The following is a 23158-nucleotide window of genomic DNA, read 5'->3' on the forward strand; positions in this document are numbered from 1 at the left end:
ATGCGTATTACTTTAATAAATCTTTAACATTGATATATTAATTTAGAATAAGTTTAATTTTAAAAAAGGAAGCTGCAGGCTGAAAGATGGAGTTATCAGATCAAAATAAAAGCACGAATCAGAGATCCGTGCTTTCTATTTAAACAATATTAAATTAAATTATTTATTCATCGACATCAGGAATTCCTCATTGTTAAGAGTTCCTCTGATGTTTTTATTAACAAATTCCATGGCCTCAATAGGATTCATTTCGGAAAGATATTTTCTGAAAATCCACATTCTCTGAGAAGTAACCTCATCAAGAAGCAAATCATCTCTACGAGTGCTTGAAGAAACTAAATCAATAGCAGGATAAATTCTTCTGTTGGCAATTTTTCTGTCTAACTGAAGTTCCATGTTACCCGTTCCCTTGAATTCTTCAAAGATCACTTCGTCCATTTTAGAACCTGTATCGATAAGAGCTGTTGCGATGATCGTTAAAGATCCGCCGCCTTCAATTTTTCTTGCAGCACCGAAGAATCTTTTTGGCTTATGAAGCGCATTCGCATCAACACCACCGGAAAGAACCTTCCCTGATGCAGGAGTAACCGTATTGTAAGCTCTTGCCAATCTTGTAATGGAGTCTAACAAAATAACAACATCATGACCACATTCAACCATTCTCTGAGCTTTTGCTAAAACAAGGTTGGCCACTTTTACGTGCTTATCTGCCGCTTCATCAAATGTAGAAGCGATAACTTCCGCATTTACACTTCTTTCCATATCGGTAACCTCTTCCGGACGTTCGTCGATCAAAAGTACCATCATATACACTTCTGGGTGATTGGATGCAATAGAATTTGCAATATCTTTCAACAACATTGTTTTACCCGTTTTTGGCTGGGCAACAATCATTGCTCTCTGTCCTTTCCCGATCGGCGCAAACAAATCAACAATTCTTGTAGACATTGTAGAGTTATTTCCTGCTAAATTAAATTTCTCTTCCGGAAAAAGCGGGGTAAGGTATTCAAAAGCAACGCGGTCTTTAATAAAAGCAAGATCACGGCCGTTAACTTCAATTGGTTTTAATAAAGAAAAATATTTCTCTCCTTCTTTCGGAAGCCTTACGATTCCTCTTACGGTATCTCCAGTTTTTAAACCAAAATTTCTGATTTGTGCCGTAGAAACGTAAACATCATCAGGTGAAGAAATATAGCTGAAATCTGAAGAACGTAAAAATCCGTAGTTATCCGGCAAAATTTCTAAAACCCCTTCAATGCTTACCATTCCATCAAAATTGAACTCTTTTCTGTGCTCATGATGGTCTTCCTGTCTCTCAGAATGCCTGTTTTGATTCTGGTTCTGATTAGGGTTTTGGTTTTGATTAGGATTTTGGTTTGAATTCTGGTTTTGATTCTGTCCTGAATTCTGATTTTGGTTAGGATTTTGAGCCTGTCCCTGATTAGGATTTTGATTAGAACCTTGATTTTGATTCGGATTTCTATGCTGGTTTCCGTTGTTCTGGGGATGATTTTGACCTTTTTGAGATCTAGCCTGAGATTGTTGTTGAGGAGTATTAGGCTTTTCTTCTGCTGAAGCAGATTCCTGAGGCTCTGTGTTTTTATGAGTTTCCGGTCTTTCCTGAGCAGGATTTTCCGTGTTTCCCATATTAGTAGGGACTCTTTTCCTCTTTTTCTTAGCTTGGGCAGCGGCTGAGTTTTCTTCTGAAGCTTCAGCTTTTACTTCTGCAGGTTTTATTTCTTCCGAAATAGTTTCCTTTTCCTCTGTTTTTTCTTCAGCTGCCGGTGTTATCTCTGTCGGAGATTTTACTTCTGTTTTAGGTTTTGGGGCCGCTTTTTTCGGAGCAGCTTTTCTGACAGGAGCCTTTGCAGGTTTTTCTGTCGGGATTTCCTCAGCATTCATATTGGTTTCTGTGGTGTTGAAATAATCTTTTGCCACTTTGGGATTGGAAGCCTGAAAGTCAAGAATTGCAAAGATTTTGTCATTTTCATTGCTGTTTCTTGCAATCTTAACGCCCAAATCCTTTAAGATTTTAGTCAGCTCCGTTACGGATTTTGACCTTAACGTTTCAATGTTAAACATATTTATGTAAAAAATGTAATTAATTGTGAATAAGAAAAGTAAGTCCGGTGACTTTGGTTTTCAAGTGCATTCGTATAATGCAAATCTACACTTATTTTTGAATTGTGCAAAATTTATAGTACTTTTGCCTGGAATTTAATATTCAATGCTACAAAGAATACAGACTATATGGACTTTTTTAGCAGTTTTAGCTGCTGTGTTCCTGTTCGTTACAGGGCAGGATGTTATCATTTCAGATAGCATTCCGGTGATAAATGCCGGTTGTGTAGTGCTTGTTTTGGTTGGATTACTAAGTGTTTTCAGCTTTAAAAACAGAAAAAGACAAATTTTGCTGAATACCATCAGCATCATTATAAACGCTTTGTTGATTGGTGTATTGGCGTATTGGCTGCTAAAATTATCCGGAGGAATGCAATTTCCTGAGAAGGGTATTGAGCCGGTTTTCCCATTGATCGCGATAATCTGTTTGCTTATTGCAAACGTTTATATCAAGAAAGATGAGAGGCTCGTAAAATCTGTAGACAGACTTCGATAGCCTTACAACGATTTTTTGAGTGAGAACAGCTTCTTTTAGGAGCTGTTTTTTTATTTTTTAACCTTAATTCTTTTTTCTACCACGGATTTCACAGATTTACACAGATGATTGCGTATAATCTTTAAGGTTAATAAATAAAAATATGCATAAACATCTGTGTAAATCTGTGAAAAATAAAATTTATATTATTATTGCAACATTTTATTTTAAATTGCGACAGATTATTAAAATTTATCTACGCATGAAAAAACTAACCTACCTTACTTTCTCACTTTTCTCCATATTTTCCTTTGCGCAGGAAGTTTCTAAGGAAAGAATCAACACCGTTATCTCAACTTTGGCGTCAGATGAAATGAAAGGCCGCGAGATAGGAACTCAGGAAAATGAAAATGCCGCAAACTATATTGCAAAACTTTTCAAAGAAGATAATTTAGCATATTGTACAGGAAATTCGTACTTGGTTCCGTTTACTTATAAAGGAAAAACGGTTTACAATGTTTGCGGTGTCAAGAAGGGGAAAACTGACAAATATCTAGGTTTCTCGGGACATTTTGATCATATCGGAACCAACAATAAAAGTGGTGACAACATTTATAACGGCGCAGACGACGATGCCAGCGGAATCACAACGCTAGTAGGAATTGCAGATTATTTTAAAAGTAAAACTCCTGAATTTTCAATGGTCTTCATGGCATTTAATGGTGAAGAAAAAGGCATGCTGGGCTCAAGCGCGATTGCAGAAGATAAAAATTTAGATAAAATTTATAATAATCTGACGGCGCTTTTCAATTTTGAAATGGTGGCTACAGAATCTCAGTTCGGTAAAAACGCAGTTTTCATGACGGGTGATGAGTTTTCAGATCTTGACGAGCTGTTCAATAAAAATGCAGTCAACGGATTAAAGATCAATGCCGATCCTTACGCTGCAGAACAATTATTTTACAGATCCGACAACGTGAATTTTGTGAAAAAGAAAATTATTGCCCATTCAATTTCAACAGCTGATATGACCAAAATCAAGCATTATCACCAAGTAAATGATGATGTAAATATTGTTGATTTTGATAATATGACCCAGATCATCAATAATTTCGGAAAAACGCTGGAAAAATTAAATCCTAATAATTTTACTCCGAAATACACTGATAAAGTGATTTTTAATTAATTTTTACAATTCAAAACCGTCTTTTGGCGGTTTTTTGTTTTTATATTAGAATAACAGCAGAATAATTTTTTTGAAGATTAAAATAATTTGTAACAAAAAAGCCGCAACTGAAACATATTAGTAAAGTAAAATAAGGTAAGAAACGTCTAATCTTTTAATTTTACGTAATTTTGCTATCCAATTTTTTCATTGAATGAACCAATATCTAAAAATACTAAAGTTCGCAAGGCCTCACCGAAAATACATCTACGGAAGTTTATTTTTCAATCTTATGTATTCCGTATTTCAGATTGCCTCATTGGGAACGATCCTTCCGGTTTTAGGAATGCTTTTCGGAACTATAAAGCCAGAAACCTATAAAACGGCTCCTGTATATTCGGGTGAGATCGGAGATTTTTTTAAATATCTTAAAGAATATTCCAATTACTACGTTCAGAATCTGGTCACAGAACACGGTGCGCTTAACGTATTGGCGTGGCTTTGTGTGGTAACTGCCTTTATGTTTTTATTGAGAAACCTTTTCAGATATTTAGGCTCTTTTTTATTGATCAATTATCGTGTCGGCGTTACAAAAGACCTTCGTGGAGCGATGTACAATAAAATACTTTCTCTTCCTGTTTCATTTTTTACGGAACGCAGAAAAGGAGATTTGATGTCTCGTATGTCTAATGACGTGGGAGAAGTGGAAGGCAATATTCTGGGCAGCTTGGTCGAATTGATCAATGCGCCGTTTATGTTGATCAGCACATTGATTACTTTGTTCTTTTTAAGCCCGGAAATGACGCTTTTTTCCTTACTTGTATTGCCTGTAATGGGAACAATGATTGCTTTGGTAGGAAAAAGCCTGAAGAAAAATTCACACGAAGCCCAGCACGAAATGGGAACTATATTTTCCATTGTAGATGAAACCTTGAAATCATCAAAAGTGATCAAGATTTTTAATGCTGAAAAGATCATGAACAACAGATTCACGCAGTCTATGCAAAAATGGATCAACAGCTCGATCAGCTTAGGAAGAAAGAAAGAATTGGCCTCTCCGATGAGCGAATTTTTAGGATCAATCACTTTCCTGATTATCGCCTGGTACGGTGGAAAACAAATTATTGTGGAACAGTCGATTTCTCCGGCAGATTTCCTGGTTTTCCTGGGGATGTTCTTCCAGATTTTACCTCCGGCAAAGAGCTTATCAACTTCAATCGGAAACGTTCAGAAAGGAGAAGCTTCACTTGAAAGAGTCTTAGAAATCCTTGATGCGGATGTAAAAATTGATGAAGCGAAAAATCCGGTCGCTATTTCTACTCTTAATCATCAGATTGAATTTAATAATATTGGCTTTTTCTATGATAAAGACCACACGATACTTAAGAATTTTTCCCTGATCATTCCAAAAGGAAAAACTGTTGCGCTTGTGGGACAAAGCGGAAGTGGTAAAACTACCATTGCCAACCTTTTAGCAAGATTTTACGATGTTTCGGAAGGTGAAATTCTTATTGACGGAACTGATGTTAAAAATTTAAAATTAAAAGAATACCGCCAGCTTCTGGGAATGGTAACACAGGAATCCGTTTTATTTAATGATACGGTGTACAATAACATTCTGATGGGTAAACCGGATGCAACAAGGGAAGAAGTGATTGCCGCGGCGAAAATTGCCAATGCAGATGACTTTATTACTCGTCTTCCTGAAGGTTATGATTCAAATATCGGAGATGATGGAGGAAAGCTTTCCGGAGGTCAGAAGCAACGTGTTTCTATCGCCAGAGCGGTATTGAAAAATCCGCCGATCATGATCTTGGATGAAGCAACCTCAGCTTTGGATACGGAATCAGAAAGATTCGTTCAGGATGCATTAGAAAAAATGATGGAAAACAGAACATCTTTAGTGATCGCTCACCGCCTTTCAACGATTCAAAAAGCAGACTGGATCGTAGTTATGGAAAAAGGAGATATCGTAGAACAAGGAACTCATCACGATCTTATTGCGAAAAAAGGAATGTATAACAAACTTGTTGAGCTACAGAATTTCGATTAAAATCTTTTTAAATTAAATTTTAAAATGAATCCCATACAAGAGTATTTCTACAGAATTGAAGAGCCTGATAGAAGTACTCTTCTTTTTTTACGCAAAAAAATCCTCGAATCCGACCCAGAAAATATTACTGAAACATTGAGTTTCGGGCTTCCGTTTTTTAAGTATAAAAAGAAAATGCTCTGTTATTTATATTACAGCAAAAAATACAAGAAGCATTATGTGAGCTTTTACCACGGCGACAGACTCGACTATCCGGAATTGCTTCAGGAAGGCAGAAAGAAGTTTAAAATCCTTTTAATTGATAGGGAAGCGGATTTGCCTGTGGAGTTTATCTTGAGGTTAATTGAGGAGGTTAAACAGTTTGTTAGGGCTTAGGATTTAGGGTTTGGGATTTATTAAATCAACTTGGTTTTAAATTTTGGCTAAAGCCAATTTGATGATCTAATTCTTCGTTAAACGGGCTAAAGCCCGTTCCTATTGATGAAAATATTGCGTTTTAAATTCAAATCGTCATCATTTGTGTCATTCGTGAAAAACATTCGTGTCATTTGTGTTTAAACAAAAAAAGACCACCTCTTTCGAAACAGTCTTTTAAATATTTTAATGTAAATCTTAATCTTTCATTCTTGCGATCACATCAATACCACCTTTTGTGATATCTCCGATTTTACAAACAATTTCAGTATCCAAAGGAAGAAAAACATCCATTCTTGAACCGAACTTGATGAAACCGAATTCATGCCCGGCTTTCGCATCATCGCCTTCATTACAATAGAAAACGATCCTCCTGGCAACATATCCTGCAATTTGTCTGAAAACCACTTTATGGTTGGTTAAACTTTCCACAGCAACGGTTGTTCTTTCATTTTCTGTGGAAGATTTTTCATGCCACGCTACAAGGTATTTCCCGGGATGGTATTTTTTGTAAATTACTTTTCCCGAAACAGGAAATCTACAGATATGAACATTCAAAGGAGACATGAAAATGGAAACCTGAATTGCTTTTTCTTTCAAAAACTCGGTTTCTTCAACTTCTTTGATCATTACTACTTTTCCATCGACGGGAGCAATAACGTTTTCTCTGTGATCCTGAATATCGCGGTCCGGAACCCTGAAAAACCAAAATACCAAACTGTACACAACCAATAATGGCAAAATGATCAGCAGTGACCACATTTTAAGGAAATAAATAGCTAAAACAGCCAACACTATAAAAAGGATGGTTGCTACCGTAATCGTTCCTTTTGATTCTCTATGTAATTTCATGAGATTAAATAAATTTTTCTAAAATAAAGTACAAATATACGACAGGCGCGCAGATTAAAAAACTATCGAGGCGATCTAATACGCCACCATGCCCAGGAATGATGTTTCCGCTGTCTTTTACCCCGAAATTTCTTTTCAGCTGACTTTCCACAAGATCACCCAACGGCGCAAATGCAGCGACTAAAAAGCCGACAACCATCCAGTTTCCGCGAAGATCGTGCTGATATTTTTCGATGAAATAAGATAAAATTAAAGTTAAGACAACTCCACCGATATAGCCTTCCCAGGTTTTTTTAGGCGAAATTTTAGGCGCCATTTTATGCTTTCCGAAGAATTTACCTGTTAAATAAGCAAAAGTATCGCTGCTCCAGATTAAAATAAACAGGAAAAGCACTTCTAGTGAAAACGTATCTTCATAAGTGGAATATTTCGGTAAGCCTAACGCAAAGCTGAACGGCAGAGCCACATAAATGACCGTAAAAATAAGTTTTCCGCTGTCATAGTATAGCTCACTCGGATATTTAAATAACGTAATAACAGCTATTAAAATTAATAATAAAGCCAATATTTCCGTCAACCTGAAATCAAAATAGAAATCGTGGTGAAAATATCTTTTCGAAAACATATAAAAGATCAGGATAACCAAAGGGAAAACGATCCATTTCTCATAGCTTTTTCCGAACTTCATGATCTTGAAGCATTCCCAGGAGCCGACGGTTAACAACAATGTTATTAATCCATAATAAAGATATTGCTGTTTCACGAGATCCGGAGAAATGCCATTGATCAGCTGCGCTCCCAGCGGAGTTGTGCAAAGAATAATGACTGCTACGTAAACAATCCCGGAAATGGTTCTCTGAATAAGATTTTTGTCCAAAATGTAAAATTTAGAAGTTCTGCCTAATCCTCAAGCAGCAATAAAAAAAGTTTGGTATTCGCATTAGACGAGGTATCTAATTTAGACTGGCTTCCGCTGATGGAAGTAAGATTCTTGATATTCCCTGTTCTTTTGATCTTTCCCATGGCATCATTAAGGTTATTGACGATCTGTGAAACATTCGCCATAATAATAATTTTTGAAGGAAGTCTCGAAGAATGATAATGAAGGATATTATTGTGAGACAGCATAATCCTGCCATCATAAGCGATCAGATATTCACAGGTGATAAAAGCCGCATCGTTGGAAAGCTCCAATTCCGGGGTGTAAGGAATTTTAACGACATTCAAAAAGTTCTGAAGATCTTTATCACAACAGAAAACAGAGTTTACCCCTTCAATTTTCAGAATCTGATGTAAGGTTTGTAACGCCTCCGATTCATCTGCACAGTAATTGAAAAAACCACCCGAATGCGTAAACAATTGGGCAAACTTATAGTCGAGATCAGCATTTTTCAGCGAATCCCCTAATTTTTCCAAACTCTGTTTGTCTTCTTCTTCAGACTGGTTGGTAAGTTTGCTTACAATCTTCTTGAATAAATTCAACTTAAATTATTTTTAGTCAACTTTATACAAAAATAGAAAATTAATTATAATTGTTTCTAAAATCTGGCTGTAAATATGAAAAAACCTGACAATTTTAGTGTTGTCAGGTTTTATTTATTCGTTTTAACGATAATTTTTAAAGTTGAGTAGGACTTTCAGGTGCCTGAATTTCACTATCTCCTTCTTTTTCCTTAATAATTATCGGCGTTTCGATATCTTTAGCAGGAATCGTATTTGTCACCGGTCTCTCTGTCAATTCAGGATCCCAGGCTCTTTTTCCGAATATATCCTCCAAATCTTCACGGAATATCACTTCTTTTTCTAAAAGCTTATTTGCCAAAGCATCAAGCTTATCTTTATTCTCAGTAAGAATTTGCACCGCTCTCTGATATTGATTTTCGATAATTGATTTAATTTCTATATCAATTTTCTTAGCCGTTTCTTCAGAATAAGGTTTTCCAAAATTGTATTCAGATTGCCCCGAGCTGTCGTAGTAAGAAATATTACCAATATTCGGGCTCAATCCGTAGATGGTAACCATTGCCTGAGCTCTTTTCGTCACTGATTCCAGATCAGAAAGCGCGCCCGTTGAAATATTGTTAAAAATAACCTGCTCTGCTGCTCTACCTCCTAAGGTTGCACATAATTCGTCCAACATCTGCTCAGTCGTTGTCAGCTGTCTTTCTTCCGGAAGATACCAAGCCGCACCTAAAGAACGTCCTCTTGGAACAATTGTCACTTTCAGTAATGGCGCCGCGTGCTCTACCAACCAAGAGATGGTAGCGTGACCTGCCTCATGATAAGCAACTCTTTTTTTCTCAGATGGCTTGATTGCCATATTTTTCTTTTCAAGACCACCGATGATTCTGTCTACGGCATCAAGGAAATCCTGTTTTGTAACTGAAGTATGACTATTTCTGGCTGCGATCAACGCTGCCTCGTTACAAACATTAGCAATATCTGCCCCACTGAATCCTGGAGTTTGTTTTGCTAAGAAATCACGGTCAACCGTATCGTCTAGTTTGATTTTCTTTAAGTGAACATCAAAAATTTCTCTTCTTTCGTGTAATTCCGGAAGATCTACATAAATCGAACGGTCAAAACGTCCCGCTCTCATCAAAGCTTTATCTAAGATATCAGCTCTGTTGGTTGCAGCCATTACGATGACGTTAACGTCGGTTCCGAAACCATCCATTTCCGTAAGAAGCTGGTTTAATGTATTTTCTCTTTCGTCATTTCCGCCGGAGAAATTGTTTTTACCTCTCGCACGACCGATTGCATCAATCTCATCGATAAAGATAATCGCCGGAGATTTAGCCTTAGCCTGAGCAAAAAGATCTCTTACTCTTGAAGCTCCTACTCCAACAAACATTTCCACAAAATCAGAACCTGAAAGAGAGAAGAAGGGAACTTTAGCTTCACCCGCTACCGCTTTTGCTAATAACGTTTTACCTGTTCCCGGAGGGCCTACCAAAAGAACACCTTTAGGAATCTTGCCTCCTAATTTCGTATATTTTTCAGAGTTTTTCAAGAAATCTACCACTTCCTGAACTTCTTCTTTTGCTCCTTCCAAACCTGCCACATCCTTAAATGTTACCTGAATTTTTTCTTTTTCGTCGAAAAGTTTTGCTTTAGATTTTCCGATAGAGAAAATTTGACCGCCAGGACCTCCGCCACCGCCCATCTTTCTGAAAAGAAGGAAATAGAATAATCCCAAAATAGCGATCCAGATCAATGCTGAAACCAAAATATCCGCGAATGGGCTTTTACCCGCACCGTAATCTTTTGATGTTTTAACATTGGCATTTTCTGCTTTTATTTTATCGAATTTTTGAAGGAAAAGCTGTAAGTCTCCGTATTTTACAGAATAATCTGCTTTTGGAGCCATAGAGAATGCAGAAAGCGGGTCATTTTCTTTTGTAGATTTTACCATCGCCGTTTTTGCAGCCTTCGTGAGGAATACATCAGCCTTCTCAGTATCTTTATATATTTCAACATTCTGAACTTTTCCCGCTTGCATGATCTGGAAGAAAGCATCTTCATCTATAGATTTTGCATTATTATCCCCAAGAAAATTAGGAATAAAGAATAACAAAAGGGCTATGATCGCAATCGGAAAAAACCAGTTAAATCCTTTATTGTTCATTTATACTTTTTAAAATTTAAATTTCATTTTCAATTTTTGTAATTGCAGCATCTCCCCAAAGCTCCTCAATATCATAATATTGACGTACTTCTTTCTGGAAAATATGAACTACCACTGTAACATAATCCACCAAAACCCACATCGAATTTTCGGTACCTTCCACATGCCAAGGTCTGTCCTGAAGCTCGTTTCTTACTTTTTTCTCCACACTTCCTGCCAATGCAGACACTTGTGTATTAGAGTTTCCGCTACAAATTATAAAAGTTTCTGCTACAGAATTTTCAATTTTCGAAAGATCAAAAATCATAATATCTTCACCTTTTACATCTTGGATAGCCTCAACAATTTTATCTATTAGCGCCTGCTTTTCTACTGTTTTATTCATTAAAATATCTATAATCTGCAAATTTATTGTTTTTTCTTTACTTTAGCCTTATTTTTACGCTTTTAAAAGTCTTAAAGTTTTCTTAAATGGCCGAACTATTTTATTTAAAAGAATGCTCTTCTACTAATGACGAAATATCTCGCTTTTTACCTTACGGAAATTCAGATTTTATCGGCTTACATACTTTTAATCAAACAAAAGGCCGCGGGCAGTACGGAAATGTATGGTCTTCACTTGCCGAAAAAAATTTGGCGTATACTTTAGCCACAAACACCGGTCACTTTAACTGCTCTGATTTTTTGTTCAATTATTATACCGCAATTATTATCCGCGATTATCTTGCCAATTTGACTGAAAACACTGTTAAAATAAAATGGCCGAATGATATTATCCTTAAAAATAAAAAAATCAGCGGAATTTTAATAGAAAAGAAAAAAATCAATCAAAATAATTATTTCATTATCGGATGTGGAATTAATATTTTACAGGAAAATTTTGATGAAGTTTCTAATGCCGGCTCACTTTTAACACAAACAGGCAAAAGCTTTAATCTTGTTTCCGTTGCAGAAAATCTTCATGAGTTTTTTATTGAAAGGCTGAAAAATATGCCGTCTGATGAGGAAATTATGAACCAGTTTAATCAAAATTTATTCCGTAAAGATGAAATTTCAGTTTTTGAGATTGAAAAAGAGAGACAAAATGGCATTATAAGATATGCCGATGAAAAAGGAGAAATCTGGGTTGAATTAGAAGACGGGCTGAAATCTTTCTATCATAAGGAAATAAAACTCCTTTACTGATTGGCTCTTTTCCAATATAAATACGCGGCAAGCGGCAAGAATACGAGATTCGGAAACCACATCGCCAGTCCCGGTGACAAGCTTTTATTCTCTGAAACGACTTTTAAAGCTTCAAATGAGAACACGAAAATAAAGGCCATTGAAATCCCGATGGCAAGGTTTATTCCTAGACCTCCCCTCTTTTTTTGCGAAGAAAGAGAAAGCGCTAAAAACGTCAGGATAACAATCGAAACAGGCATTGAGGTTCTTTGATAAAGCTCATTAAGATAGGTATTCAAGTTACTGTTCCCTTTTTCCTTTTCTCTCTGAATAAATTTTAAAAGCTCAGGGGTTGTTTTATTCTGCCCTAAAAGCTCGTTGGGGAAAAGCTCATCAGGCGCGTGACCGTAGCTTTTTCTTACTTCATAGCTATTCCCGAGTTTCTCTGAATCGTCTTTATTGACGGTTTTTTCGAGATAATTATTTAAAACAAATTGCTTTTTCTTATTATCCCAATATACATCGGAAGATTTAAGCTCGTAAGTTAATTTTCTGTTTTTGTCAAATTTCTGGAAAACAAAGCCTGAACCTCTTTTCTCTCTTTTATTCCAGGAATTGATAAAAATATACTCATTTCTGCTCAATTGTGCTGAAACAGGGGCCGTTCCCAACACTTTTTCTTTATTGGTTGCGTTATAAGTATAAGCTTCAAGCTCATTTTTCTTAATATTTGCCCAGGGAAGCACAAAATGATTGACAATTAACGATATACCTGCAATAAACAGTGAGGTTACCAGATATGGCCTTGCGAACCTGTGAAAACTCGCGCCACTGCTGATAACGGCAACAATTTCCGTATTATTTGCCATTCTGGACGTGAAATAAATCACAGAAATAAACACCAAAATAGAAAGAAAAGTCACCACCAGATTGATGATCCAAAACGGATAAAAGTGAATTAAAAAGTAAGAAAGATTTAATTTTGGATCTATTGCCTGAGCATTTTCAATTCTCGGAATTTTTTGCTGAACATCGATCACCAAAACCACTATAGACAACAAAATCAACATGAAACTGAATGTTCCAAGATACTTTTTGATGATATATCTGTCTATAATTTTTAGCATTACTTTCCTTTTTTATGCGTTTATTTTATTTTTCAATATTAATAGGATTGCATCCTATTCTTTGTTAAGTCGTCCCTTCGGGACTCCCATTTATTACAATCTTTGTCTGAGAACAGGAACTACAGAATTTTTCCATTGATAGAAATCTCCTGCAATAATGTGCTCTCTTGCTACTTTTACCAAATCTAAATAGAATGCCAAATTATGAATTGACGCAATTTGTTTGGCCAGATATTCTTTGGACACAAATAAGTGACGAAGATACGCTTTCGAATATTCTCTGTCTACGAAACTCGTTCCAAATTCGTCTAAAGGCGAAAAATCTTTTTTCCACTTTTCGTTTTTCATATTCATGACGCCTTGCCAAGTAAAAAGCATTGCATTTCTGGCATTTCTTGTAGGCATTACGCAATCCATCATATCAATTCCTAAACCAATAGATTCCAGGATATTCCACGGAGTACCGACTCCCATTAAATACCTTGGTTTTTCTTTTGGTAAAATATCGGTAACCTCATCGGTGATTCTGTACATTTCTTCTTCGGGCTCCCCAACGGAAAGTCCTCCGATGGCATTTCCTTCGGCTCCGGCTTCAGAAATTACCTCAGCAGAAATTTTTCTTAAATCAGAATACGTTGAGCCTTGAACAATAGGAAAAAACGTCTGTTTATAACCGTATAATTCAGGATTTTTTTCATTCCAGTCAATACATCTTTTTAACCAGCGATGGGTCATTTCCATTGAAGATTTAACCTGATTATAATCACATGGATAAGCGACACATTCGTCAAAAGCCATAAAAATATCGGCTCCGATCTGTCTTTGGATTTCCATTGATTTTTCAGGGCTGAACATATGATAGCTTCCGTCGATATGGGATTTGAATCTTGCTCCTTCTTCGGACATTTTTCGGCTGCTTGCCAGTGAGAAAACCTGAAAACCTCCCGAATCCGTAAGAATAGGCAGATCCCAGTTCATAAATTTATGCAAACCTCCCGTATCCTGCATTGTTTCCATGCCCGGACGAAGGTATAAGTGATAAGTATTACCCAAAATAATCTGGGCTTTTATGTCTTCTTTTAATTCTCTTTGGTGGACGGTCTTTACGCTCGCAACAGTTCCTACAGGCATAAAAATAGGAGTCTGAATCTTACCGTGATCTGTGGTAATTTCACCAGCTCTAGCCTTTCCCTCAGAGGTTTTTTCTATAGTAAAAAATCTTTGCATCATACATTATCTTGCGAAAGGCGGCACATTTCCGGAGTTTTTTAATTTATCCTTAATATATTTATCCGCTTTCGGATCTTTTTCTAATACTATTTTTTGTGCATTATCTGCAATATCATTCATTTTTTTCTTGGTAACATAATATCTGAAGCTTTCTACAAAATCAACAGATTTTACATTATGCTGTTTAAGAACATATCTTGTTCCTGCTTCAAGATTTTTATTCTGAAACATGAAAGTTGCCTGATCATTGATCGCCATATCAGCAAGAATCTCAGCCATTTGATCTTTGGGCACAAGATTTTTAGGCTTATCGATATAATCACCGCAAGAAAACAAAAATATCAACACGAAAAAGCTGATCAGTTTTTTCATAATTTATTGATTATTGATTTCCATTTTAAATTTAATACTCCAAAAACGGCTTCATGAATGATTCCGCCGTTCATTTTGCTTTCTCCTAAAATTCTGTTGGTAAAAATAATAGGAACTTCTACAATTTTAAAGCCTTTTTTAAAAGCTCTGAATTTCATCTCGATCTGAAACCCGTATCCTTTTAACCTTACATTATCCAGACCAATTTCTTCCAATACCTTTCTTGAAAAACAGACAAAACCTGCTGTTGTATCATGAATGGGAAGTCCTAGCACAAATCTTACATATTTTGATGCAAAATAAGAAAGCAGCACTCTTCCCATTGGCCAGTTGACCACATTTACTCCTTTTGAGTAGCGTGAGCCGATCGCCATATCTGCATTTTTACAGGCTTCAAAAAGTTTCGGGAGATCATTCGGATTGTGAGAAAAATCGGCATCCATCTCAAAAATGTAATCATAGTTATTTTGAATTGCCCATTTAAAACCATGAATATAGGCTTTCCCCAAACCGTCTTTAACATGCCTCACAGACATATGCAATAGATGTGGGAATTTCCTTTGCAAATCCCGGACAATATCTGCTGTCCCGTCGGGAGACGAGTCATCCACCACCAAAATATGAAAGCTATCTTCCAATGCAAAAACAGCGGAAATAATATTTTCAATATTTTCCTTTTCGTTATAAGTCGGGATTATGACGAGTTTTTTCATTTCAATTTGCAAAGATAGTTTATTTAACCTTTTTATTTTATACAAAATAATCTATAATTTTGCAAAAAACATTCCTTTGCCATTATCACAAAATTTTATAAATCATATAAGAATACCTGAGAACAACGATTGGGTAATCTTTATATTGCTGGGCTGCATCTTTTTATTTATTTTCATGATGAATATCATAGAAAGAGACGCCAACCTGAGAGACTTTCTGCTTCAGAAATATTTTGACGCGAGCAATAACCTGCCAAGCTGGATCATCACTTCCTGCGTGTTGGCGCTTACTTTGTCCGTATTAATCTCACAATACATTCCTGTTGTGCCAAAATTTGTCGCGGACCTTCAAATTGCAGGGTTCCAACTCAACAAATTCGGTTATACTTTGATCGCGGTTGTATTTTTTTACTTCATAAAATCAAGTTTGGGATTTTTATTTTACCAAAGCATCGGTGACGGAAAAAAATGGTCAATTTTTTACTTTACCTCCACAAAATTTTATTTCGTCCTGTCATTTTTACTAATAATTTTATGTGTAACCCAGTATTATTTCCCGGTCGACAGAAATAAAATCTTTTTGTATTACTTGTATTTCTTCATTTTTGTGTTCATTTTCAAGGTTTTTTTCTATTTATTTCACAGAAACAATGTATTACCTGAAAAATGGTATTATAAATTTTTGTATATTTGCACCCTCCAAATCGCGCCTTTATTGTTGCTTTGGAAATTGTTATTTTTTTAATTAAGTCAATGATGAGAATAAAGTCTATATTGGTTTCTCAACCAGCGCCTAGTGAGTCTTCTCCATATTTGGATATAGCGAAGAAGGAAAAAATAAAGATTGATTTCCGTCCTTTTATCCACGTCGAAGGGGTTGACAATAAGGAACTTAGAACACAAAAGATTGATCTTACGCAATATACGGGTATTATTTTTACCAGTAAAAATGCGATAGATCATTATTTCAGATTAGCTGAAGAATTGCGTTTTGCGGTTCCTGATACGATGAGATATATATGTCAGTCTGAAGCTATTGCCAATTACCTTCAGAAGCATATTGTATATAGAAAGAGAAAAATCAGCTTTGGGGAGAAAAACTTCTCAGATCTTGCTCCTCTTTTCAAGAAATTCCCGACAGAGAAATATCTTTTGCCTTCATCAGATGTTTTGAGCCCGGATATTGTAAAAACCTTGGATACCGCAAATATTGAATGGACAAGAGCGATCATGTACAGAACGGTTTGCAGTGACCTGACAGATATTAATGTGAAAGATTATGACATGCTGATCTTCTTCAGCCCGCAAGGAATCAAATCTTTACAACAAAATTTCCCGGATTTTAAGCAAGATGAAACAAAAATTGCTGTTTTCGGAAATACGACCTTAGCTGCAGCGGAAGAAGCGGGATTAAGAGTAGATTTAATGGCTCCTACGAAGGAAACGCCATCCATGACAATGGCACTTGAAAAATACATAAAAACGCTTCATAAGTAGTTTTAGGTATTGTATATAAAACAGCCGTCTTTTCAAATTATGGAAAGATGGTTTTTTTTTAATTAAATTTGAACAAGAATTAACATTGAATGGAAGCTCCACAGGCAAAAAAAATAGAAAAAGTACTGGAAATACACGGTGATAAAAGGATTGACAATTATTTCTGGCTTAACGAAAGAGAAAATCCCGAAGTCATACAATATCTTGAAGAAGAAAATGCGTACGAAGAATTTATAATGAAGGATACCGAACCGCTTCAGGAGGAGCTATTCGAAGAAATGAAGGCCCGTTACAAAAAAGATGACGAATCTTTGCCTTATTTCTTCAACGGTTACTGGTACATCGTTCGTTATGAAGACGGGAAAGAATATCCTATTTTTTGCAGAAAACAGACAAGCTTAGAGAACGAAGAAGAAATTCTGCTCGATGTCAACGTTTTAGCAGAAGGCGAAACTTTTTTTGAGGTCGGAAGCGTTGCCGTAAGTCCGAATAACGAATTGGTTTCTTTCTCATCAGACAATGTCGGCAGAAGAATTTATTCTATTAATTTTAAAAATTTAAAGACAGACGAAATTCTTTCGGATAAGATTGAAAATACAACAGGAAAAGCAGTTTGGGCAAATGATAACGAACACGTTTTCTATATCCGAAAAGATGAAAGCCTGCGTGCTTTCCAAGTGTACAGACATAAATTGGGAACTGCGCCTTCGGAAGATGTATTAATTTTTCATGAAGAAGATGAGACTTTTGATGTGAATGTTTTTAAGACCAAATCTTTAGAATATATTTTCATTGCAAGCTCGAGCACGATTTCTGATGAGCACAGATTTATCCCTTCCGACAACGTTTTTGCAGAATGGAAAATCATTCAGCCAAGAATTGATGATCTTGAATATTCTGTAGAACATTACGAAGATGAATTTTACATTATTACGAATGCCGATGATGCTTTTAATTTCAAAATTGTAAAAGCTAAGATCAACAATTGCGGAATGGAAAATTGGGTAGACGTAATTCCTCATCGTCCGGAAGTTTTGCTGGAAGGTTTCGAGATTTTCAGAAATTATCTGGTTTTGGAAGAAAGAGAACAAGGATTATTGCAGATAAAAATTATCGACGAAAAAACGAAGGAATCTTATTATCTTCCTTTTTCAGACCCCACTTATACGGCTTATATTGGCGTAAATTTGGAGTTTGATACAGAAGTTTTACGTTATGGTTATACTTCTTTGACGCAACCAAGTTCGACTTATGAATACAATTTAAAAGAGAAAACCACCAAACTTTTAAAGCAGCAAGAAGTTCTAGGCGGAAAATTCTTCCCTGAAAATTATATTTCTGAAAGAATTTGGGCAGATTCAAGAGACGGAAAAGTGAAAATTCCTATTTCTTTAGTTTATCATAAAGACACCAAAAAGTCTGCAAATACTCCTCTACTTTTATATGGTTATGGAAGTTATGGACACACGGTTGATGCCAGCTTTTCAAATGTCAGGCTGTCGATTTTAGACAGGGGTTTTATTTATGCGATCGCTCACATTCGTGGCGGTGAATATTTAGGAAGAGAATGGTATGAAGACGGAAAAATGTTGTTTAAGAAAAACACATTCTTTGATTTTATTGATGCCGGAAAGTATTTAATTAAAGAAAATTACACCTCATCAAAACACTTGTATGCAATGGGCGGAAGCGCGGGCGGATTGTTGGTGGGAGCCGTTATTAACTATGAACCCACTTTGTTCAACGCAATTGTAGCTCAGGTTCCTTTTGTAGACGTTGTTACGACCATGCTGGATGAAACAATTCCTTTAACAACCGGGGAATACGATGAATGGGGAAATCCGAATGACAAGGAATATTATCAATACATGAAGGAATATTCGCCGTACGACAACGTAGAAGCGAAAGATTATCCTCATATGCTGATCACAACAGGCCTGCACGATTCACAGGTTCAATATTGGGAGCCTGCAAAATGGACGGCAAAATTAAGAGAATTAAAAACCGATAACAATCTTCTCATCTTTAAAACAGATATGAGTGCCGGACATGGAGGCGCAAGCGGAAGATTTGAATCATTAAAAGAAGACGCACTGGAATTTGCATTTCTATTAAAATTAGAAAATAAAGAAGCATGATCAACGAAGCAGAACAATGGCAGAAAATACAACAGTTCTTCATTGAAAATTTTGACACAGAAAAAGATGCTCCTATTGAAACCTATTTATTTTTAATAGGTCTTCAGGAATTGGGAAGCGGTCAACAGAAATATACGAAAGATGACAAGCTTAATTTACTGCACATAGCCGTTTGCAGGCTTTTGGAGCCTTTTGGATATTATAAATTTTCGCATTACGATGATGATGGATATCCTCATTTTGAAGAGCTGGAAAAACTTCCGGAGCTCAAACCAAACGAGCAGCAAATTCTTATGAAAAAAGCAATCATTCAATATTTTCAGGATGAAGAATTGATTTAAAAATAAAAGCTTGGAAAAATATCCAAGCTTTTTGCATTTGAACCATTAAGGTCAATTCAGAAGATAAACTTACTATTCTTAACAGCTTAACTTAATGGTTCAACATTATTTTTTCAGGATTTCCTTAAGCTGATTCAGACCCATTTTGAAGCCTTCTTCGAAACCCATTTCCAGTTGTTGCTTCAAGGCTTCTGTTGACTGATAATGAATATTGACCGTCACTTTTGTGCCTTCTTCTACTCCGGTAAAACCGATCAGCCATTTTGATTGTCCGAAATTTTCATTAATATTTCCGTTTTCATCACAGAAAGAATCTACTCCGTCGAAGCTTCTGTGTTCCATGATTTCACCATATTTTACCTGAGCATAATGTCTTTCACCTTCCGGGCCGACCATTGAATACAGCCAAACTCCGCCTTCTTTAAAATCCTGGTTTTTAGTTTCGCATTTCCAGGGCTTTGGTGCCCACCATTGATCCAATAATTCGGATTTTGTAAAATAATCCCACACTTCTGAAACTTCAGCATCATAAATTTTCATGACATACACACTGTTTGCTTCAAAATCTTTGTTGAATACGATGTTTGATTCCATAATAATATTTTGTTTTTGTTACAACAAATCTACTTTTTTATTCGTTTACAAGACTTTTCCTATGACAAGTAATTAAAAATTCACAAATAAATGTTAAAAAATATAGTTTTAAGATAAAAAACACAATTTTTTGGCTCGTTTTTTGTTTATCAAGTCATAAAATAATTAATTTTAACATTCCTAATTCTAAAAAACGTTTAAAATAAAGTAAATGAATAATAAGTTCATCCCAATAATCTCGGTGTTTATGACGATTTCCCTGATTGTTTTCGTTACGCTCCAATTTTATTGGCTGAAAGGTTATTATGGTGCTCTAGAGCAGGATTTTTCAAATAAAGTGTATTCTGCATTAGAAAATACCTCGAAAAATATTGCGGAAATAGAAGTTGAGAAATACATGAATAAAAATTTCAAGAACTTCAGAAATAATATAACTGCAAACAATAATCAACCTTCCTTAACGACGATTCAACAGGTTGAAGATTCCGGAACACAAAGACAGATTATTTATTCAAAAAATATTATCGAAAAAACGCAGCTCCCGATTTCTAAAAAAGGAGATTCTATAAAATTGACCACCCTTTATAGTGACGAAGCGGCTTATAAAATAAAAAGAGATACCACAAAACCTGAACAGCTTACAGCAGAAATTAGCAATGATATCGAAAATGGAGATTATTCAGTTAAAGAATTTGCGAAAATTTATGGAAATAATCTTCCAATTGCCAAAAGAGTTGATTATAAAATCTTAGATTCTGTCATTACAAAAGAATTGAGAATCAGAGGAATTACTGCAAAATTTGGATATGGAGTTACGGATAAAAATAGTAAGCTAACAAACGTTGTAAATAAGATATTTAAAGAAAGAAAAGATAATAACACTTACAGCTACCCTCTTTTCACAGACACCAAAGACCGCACTTTATATAGTCTGGCATTGGTTTTTCCTAAAAAAGAATATTCTTTGGCGATGAACAACTGGCCGATGCTGCTGGGAACTTTTCTTTCATTGCTGACGATTTTGGGAATATATATTATTTCCATTAATTACATGATGAGGCAGAAAAAACTGGCTGAAGTAAAAACCGACTTTATCAACAACATGTCTCACGAATTTAAAACTCCGCTGGCGACCATTTCGGTGGCGACAGATTCTTTAGCGAATGATAAAATTGCAACAAATCCTGATAAGGTAAAGTATTATTCTGAGCTTATCAAACAGGAAAATTTAAGAATGAAAAAGCAGGTCGAAAACGTTCTTAATATGTCTAAGCTTGAAAGAAATGAGGTAAAGTTATTCCTCAGGGAAGCCAATGTAAGAGAGTTGATCAAAAAAACGACAGAATCATTTAACCTGATCGTAAAGCAAAGAAACGGCTCGCTCACACAGAAATTTACGGCTGACAAATATACTTTTAAAATAGATGAATTTCACATTTCAAATATGCTGGTGAATTTATTAGACAATGCCAATAAATATTCTCCCGAAACCCCTGAAATTCATATAGAAACAAGAAACGAAGGGAACTTCTATGTTATCGAGATCTCGGATAAAGGAATGGGAATGGAAACCCAGAATAAGACAAAAATTTTCGACAAATTCTTCAGAGAAGAAACCGGAAATATTCATAATGTGAAAGGACAGGGTCTAGGACTTTCCTATGTAAAAAAAATAGTAGAACTGCATAAAGGACAGATCATTGTAGATTCTCAGAAAGGCGAAGGAAGTACGTTTACAATCAAACTTCCGATGAGTTAGAGTTAAAAATAAAGATAAATGATTATTGATGAGCGATTTGCTTGAATTATCATTTATAAATCAATAATCATTTATTAAATTATAAAATATAAAATATGAGCAACAGAATATTATTAGTAGAAGACGATCAGAGTTTCGGGGCAGTATTAAAGGATTATTTAACGATAAATAATTTCGAGGTTACACTGGCTGTAGATGGAGAGCAGGGATTGAAGGAATTTACGGAAAACGAATTTGACATCTGTATTTTCGATGTGATGATGCCTAAAAAAGACGGATTTTCATTAGCAGAAGACGTAAAAAAGATCGATAAAAATACCCCAATCATTTTCCTGACAGCAAGAAACATGAGAGAGGATATTTTAAAAGGATATCAGTTGGGAGCTGATGATTATATCACTAAACCATTTGATACTGAATTACTTCTATACAAAATCAAGGCAATTCTTCAAAGAAGCTCAACACTGGAAAATGAAGAGCAGGAGCAATTCAAGATCAGCAATATCTTCTTTGATTCTATGTTGAGACAGTTGAGAGTGGGTGACAATGAATACAAACTTTCTCCAAAAGAAAATGAATTATTAAAGCTTCTTTGCATTCACAGAAATGATTTTATGCCGAGAGACCTTGCTTTAAGAAAAATCTGGAAAAAAGAAAATTATTTTACCGCAAGAAGTATGGACGTATATATTGCAAAACTTCGTAAATTATTAAAAGATGACGAAGGATTAGAAATTATCAACGTTCACGGAGAAGGATTCAGACTTTTAGTTAAGAATTAATTCCGAAATAACATTATAAATAGAAAATTAGCAAAACAATTAAAAATGTTTTGCTAATTTTGTTTTATACGATTGGATATGAAAAATACAGTTTTAGGCATTGTTGCCATCTCGATACTTACAATTTCCTGCAAAAAAGACGAAAGAGCAACCTATATTGAAGAAGAAGCGGCCGTTCAGCAGCCCGTTGCAATGAATAATGCACCAAAAGCATCAATTCTTGATCAGGCGGGAATCCAAAGCAATGCTCAGAATCAGCCTATTGCTTCAACAACTGTTACTGCTCCGGGAATGAACCCTCCTCACGGGCAACCCGGTCACAGATGTGATATTCCTGTCGGGCAGCCTTTAAACAGCAAACCGGCAGCACAACCTGCAACGCAAAATATTACCGTTGGTAATCAAGGTGTTCAGATTGATCCAAATGCTGTAAGCCCCGGAAAAATTATCGTTGACAACAACGGAAAACAGGTAAAAACCGCTCCCGGAATGAATCCTCCGCACGGGCAACCTAATCACAGATGTGATATTCCTGTAGGACAGCCATTGAACAGTAAGCCCGCCCCTGCTCCACAGCCTGTTCAGAATATCGCTCAAAATACTCCGGCACCAGCTCCAACCCCGGCTCCAACAGGTCCAAAACCGGTACTGAATCCTGCTCACGGAGAGCCTTGGCATAATTGTGGCGTTAAAGAAGGAGAACCTTTGCCATAATTTTTGTAGTTTTGCCGCC

General features: G+C 35.8%; 23 protein-coding genes. 12 read left to right on the forward strand and 11 right to left on the reverse strand.

Annotation, left to right across the window (positions count from 1 at the left end; genetic code table 11):
- Window positions 1-159 precede the first annotated feature (159 nt).
- Window positions 160-2082 (reverse strand): transcription termination factor Rho, encoded by a 1923-nt coding sequence (rho, locus tag BLT04_RS06505; RefSeq protein WP_089754909.1) that lies wholly within the window; start codon window positions 2080-2082, stop codon window positions 160-162.
- A gap of 145 nt (window positions 2083-2227) precedes the next feature.
- Here rho and BLT04_RS06510 point away from each other — a divergent pair, with 145 nt between their 5' ends.
- The 4 genes from BLT04_RS06510 (at window position 2228) to BLT04_RS06525 (ending at window position 6189) form a co-directional block, all read left to right on the forward strand.
- A complete protein-coding gene (locus tag BLT04_RS06510; RefSeq protein WP_089754911.1) occupies window positions 2228-2617 on the forward strand; it encodes a DUF4293 family protein in 390 nt (129 codons plus the stop codon).
- 241 nt (window positions 2618-2858) lie between these two features.
- A complete protein-coding gene (locus BLT04_RS06515) occupies window positions 2859-3782 on the forward strand; it encodes a M28 family peptidase (protein ID WP_089754913.1) in 924 nt (307 codons plus the stop codon).
- Window positions 3783-3975: 193 nt separating this feature from the next.
- Window positions 3976-5814, forward strand: a complete 1839-nt coding sequence (locus BLT04_RS06520; RefSeq protein ID WP_089754915.1) for an ABC transporter ATP-binding protein — start codon at window positions 3976-3978, stop codon at window positions 5812-5814.
- A gap of 24 nt (window positions 5815-5838) precedes the next feature.
- Window positions 5839-6189 carry a DUF1801 domain-containing protein gene (locus BLT04_RS06525; protein ID WP_089754917.1) on the forward strand — a complete coding sequence of 117 codons (351 nt, stop codon included), beginning with the start codon at window positions 5839-5841 and terminating at the stop codon, window positions 6187-6189.
- Window positions 6190-6426: 237 nt separating this feature from the next.
- Here BLT04_RS06525 and BLT04_RS06530 read toward each other — a convergent pair whose 3' ends face one another.
- The 5 genes from BLT04_RS06530 to rsfS form a co-directional block, all read right to left on the reverse strand.
- Window positions 6427-7080: a phosphatidylserine decarboxylase family protein gene (locus BLT04_RS06530; RefSeq protein WP_089754919.1), complete on the reverse strand. Its 654-nt coding sequence runs from the start codon at window positions 7078-7080 to the stop codon at window positions 6427-6429.
- Window positions 7081-7084: 4 nt separating this feature from the next.
- Complete coding sequence (locus tag BLT04_RS06535; RefSeq protein ID WP_089754921.1) at window positions 7085-7957, reverse strand: phosphatidate cytidylyltransferase; 873 nt, start codon at window positions 7955-7957, stop codon at window positions 7085-7087.
- Between the two features lie 23 nt (window positions 7958-7980).
- Entirely contained in the window at window positions 7981-8562 is a 582-nt protein-coding gene (locus tag BLT04_RS06540) for an LUD domain-containing protein (protein WP_089754923.1), read from the reverse strand.
- 136 nt (window positions 8563-8698) lie between these two features.
- Window positions 8699-10708 carry an ATP-dependent zinc metalloprotease FtsH gene (gene ftsH / locus BLT04_RS06545; RefSeq protein ID WP_089754924.1) on the reverse strand — a complete coding sequence of 670 codons (2010 nt, stop codon included), beginning with the start codon at window positions 10706-10708 and terminating at the stop codon, window positions 8699-8701.
- A 16-nt stretch (window positions 10709-10724) separates the two neighbouring features.
- The gene (rsfS, locus tag BLT04_RS06550; RefSeq protein WP_089754925.1) at window positions 10725-11093 is read right to left on the reverse strand and encodes a ribosome silencing factor; all 369 of its coding nucleotides are present in this window, start codon (window positions 11091-11093) and stop codon (window positions 10725-10727) included.
- An 86-nt stretch (window positions 11094-11179) separates the two neighbouring features.
- Between rsfS and BLT04_RS06555 the strand changes: the two genes are divergently transcribed.
- Window positions 11180-11893 (forward strand): biotin--[acetyl-CoA-carboxylase] ligase, encoded by a 714-nt coding sequence (locus BLT04_RS06555; protein WP_089754927.1) that lies wholly within the window; start codon window positions 11180-11182, stop codon window positions 11891-11893.
- Here the strand turns inward: BLT04_RS06555 and BLT04_RS06560 are convergent.
- The 4 genes from BLT04_RS06560 to BLT04_RS06575 form a co-directional block, all read right to left on the reverse strand.
- Window positions 11887-12999: an LptF/LptG family permease gene (locus BLT04_RS06560; protein WP_089754928.1), complete on the reverse strand. Its 1113-nt coding sequence runs from the start codon at window positions 12997-12999 to the stop codon at window positions 11887-11889. The genes BLT04_RS06555 and BLT04_RS06560 overlap by 7 nt on opposite strands.
- 93 nt (window positions 13000-13092) lie before the next feature.
- Window positions 13093-14229, reverse strand: a complete 1137-nt coding sequence (gene tgt, locus BLT04_RS06565; protein WP_394331111.1) for a tRNA guanosine(34) transglycosylase Tgt — start codon at window positions 14227-14229, stop codon at window positions 13093-13095.
- A gap of 3 nt (window positions 14230-14232) precedes the next feature.
- A complete protein-coding gene (locus BLT04_RS06570) occupies window positions 14233-14601 on the reverse strand; it encodes a DUF4296 domain-containing protein (protein WP_089754932.1) in 369 nt (122 codons plus the stop codon).
- Complete coding sequence (locus tag BLT04_RS06575; protein WP_089754934.1) at window positions 14598-15314, reverse strand: polyprenol monophosphomannose synthase; 717 nt, start codon at window positions 15312-15314, stop codon at window positions 14598-14600. Before BLT04_RS06575 ends, BLT04_RS06570 begins: the two co-directional genes overlap by 4 nt.
- On the opposite strand from BLT04_RS06575, the gene BLT04_RS06580 reads away from it, so the two are divergent.
- From BLT04_RS06580 to BLT04_RS06595, 4 genes are all read left to right on the forward strand, one after another.
- Window positions 15298-16059, forward strand: a complete 762-nt coding sequence (locus BLT04_RS06580) for a DUF4271 domain-containing protein (protein ID WP_228421916.1) — start codon at window positions 15298-15300, stop codon at window positions 16057-16059. The two genes, BLT04_RS06575 and BLT04_RS06580, sit on opposite strands and share 17 nt — an antisense overlap.
- Window positions 16060-16070: 11 nt before the next feature.
- Window positions 16071-16811 carry a uroporphyrinogen-III synthase gene (locus tag BLT04_RS06585; RefSeq protein ID WP_089755542.1) on the forward strand — a complete coding sequence of 247 codons (741 nt, stop codon included), beginning with the start codon at window positions 16071-16073 and terminating at the stop codon, window positions 16809-16811.
- Between the two features lie 89 nt (window positions 16812-16900).
- Complete coding sequence (locus tag BLT04_RS06590) at window positions 16901-18949, forward strand: S9 family peptidase (protein ID WP_089754938.1); 2049 nt, start codon at window positions 16901-16903, stop codon at window positions 18947-18949.
- On the forward strand, window positions 18946-19290 hold the full coding sequence (locus tag BLT04_RS06595; RefSeq protein WP_089754940.1) for a hypothetical protein: 345 nt from the start codon (window positions 18946-18948) through the stop codon (window positions 19288-19290). The genes BLT04_RS06590 and BLT04_RS06595 overlap by 4 nt, the downstream gene beginning before the upstream one ends.
- Before the next feature lie 105 nt (window positions 19291-19395).
- On the opposite strand, the gene BLT04_RS06600 is transcribed toward BLT04_RS06595, so the two are convergent.
- Window positions 19396-19884: an SRPBCC family protein gene (locus BLT04_RS06600; RefSeq protein WP_089754942.1), complete on the reverse strand. Its 489-nt coding sequence runs from the start codon at window positions 19882-19884 to the stop codon at window positions 19396-19398.
- 211 nt (window positions 19885-20095) lie between these two features.
- On the opposite strand from BLT04_RS06600, the gene BLT04_RS06605 reads away from it, so the two are divergent.
- The 3 genes from BLT04_RS06605 (at window position 20096) to BLT04_RS06615 (ending at window position 23139) form a co-directional block, all read left to right on the forward strand.
- Window positions 20096-21643: a sensor histidine kinase gene (locus BLT04_RS06605; RefSeq protein WP_089754944.1), complete on the forward strand. Its 1548-nt coding sequence runs from the start codon at window positions 20096-20098 to the stop codon at window positions 21641-21643.
- Between the two features lie 95 nt (window positions 21644-21738).
- On the forward strand, window positions 21739-22425 hold the full coding sequence (locus tag BLT04_RS06610) for a response regulator transcription factor (RefSeq protein WP_089754946.1): 687 nt from the start codon (window positions 21739-21741) through the stop codon (window positions 22423-22425).
- A 78-nt stretch (window positions 22426-22503) separates the two neighbouring features.
- Window positions 22504-23139: a hypothetical protein gene (locus tag BLT04_RS06615; RefSeq protein ID WP_089754948.1), complete on the forward strand. Its 636-nt coding sequence runs from the start codon at window positions 22504-22506 to the stop codon at window positions 23137-23139.
- Window positions 23140-23158: the final 19 nt, after the last annotated feature.

Source organism: Chryseobacterium soldanellicola (assembly GCF_900100115.1).
Lineage (GTDB): Bacteria > Bacteroidota > Bacteroidia > Flavobacteriales > Weeksellaceae > Chryseobacterium > Chryseobacterium soldanellicola.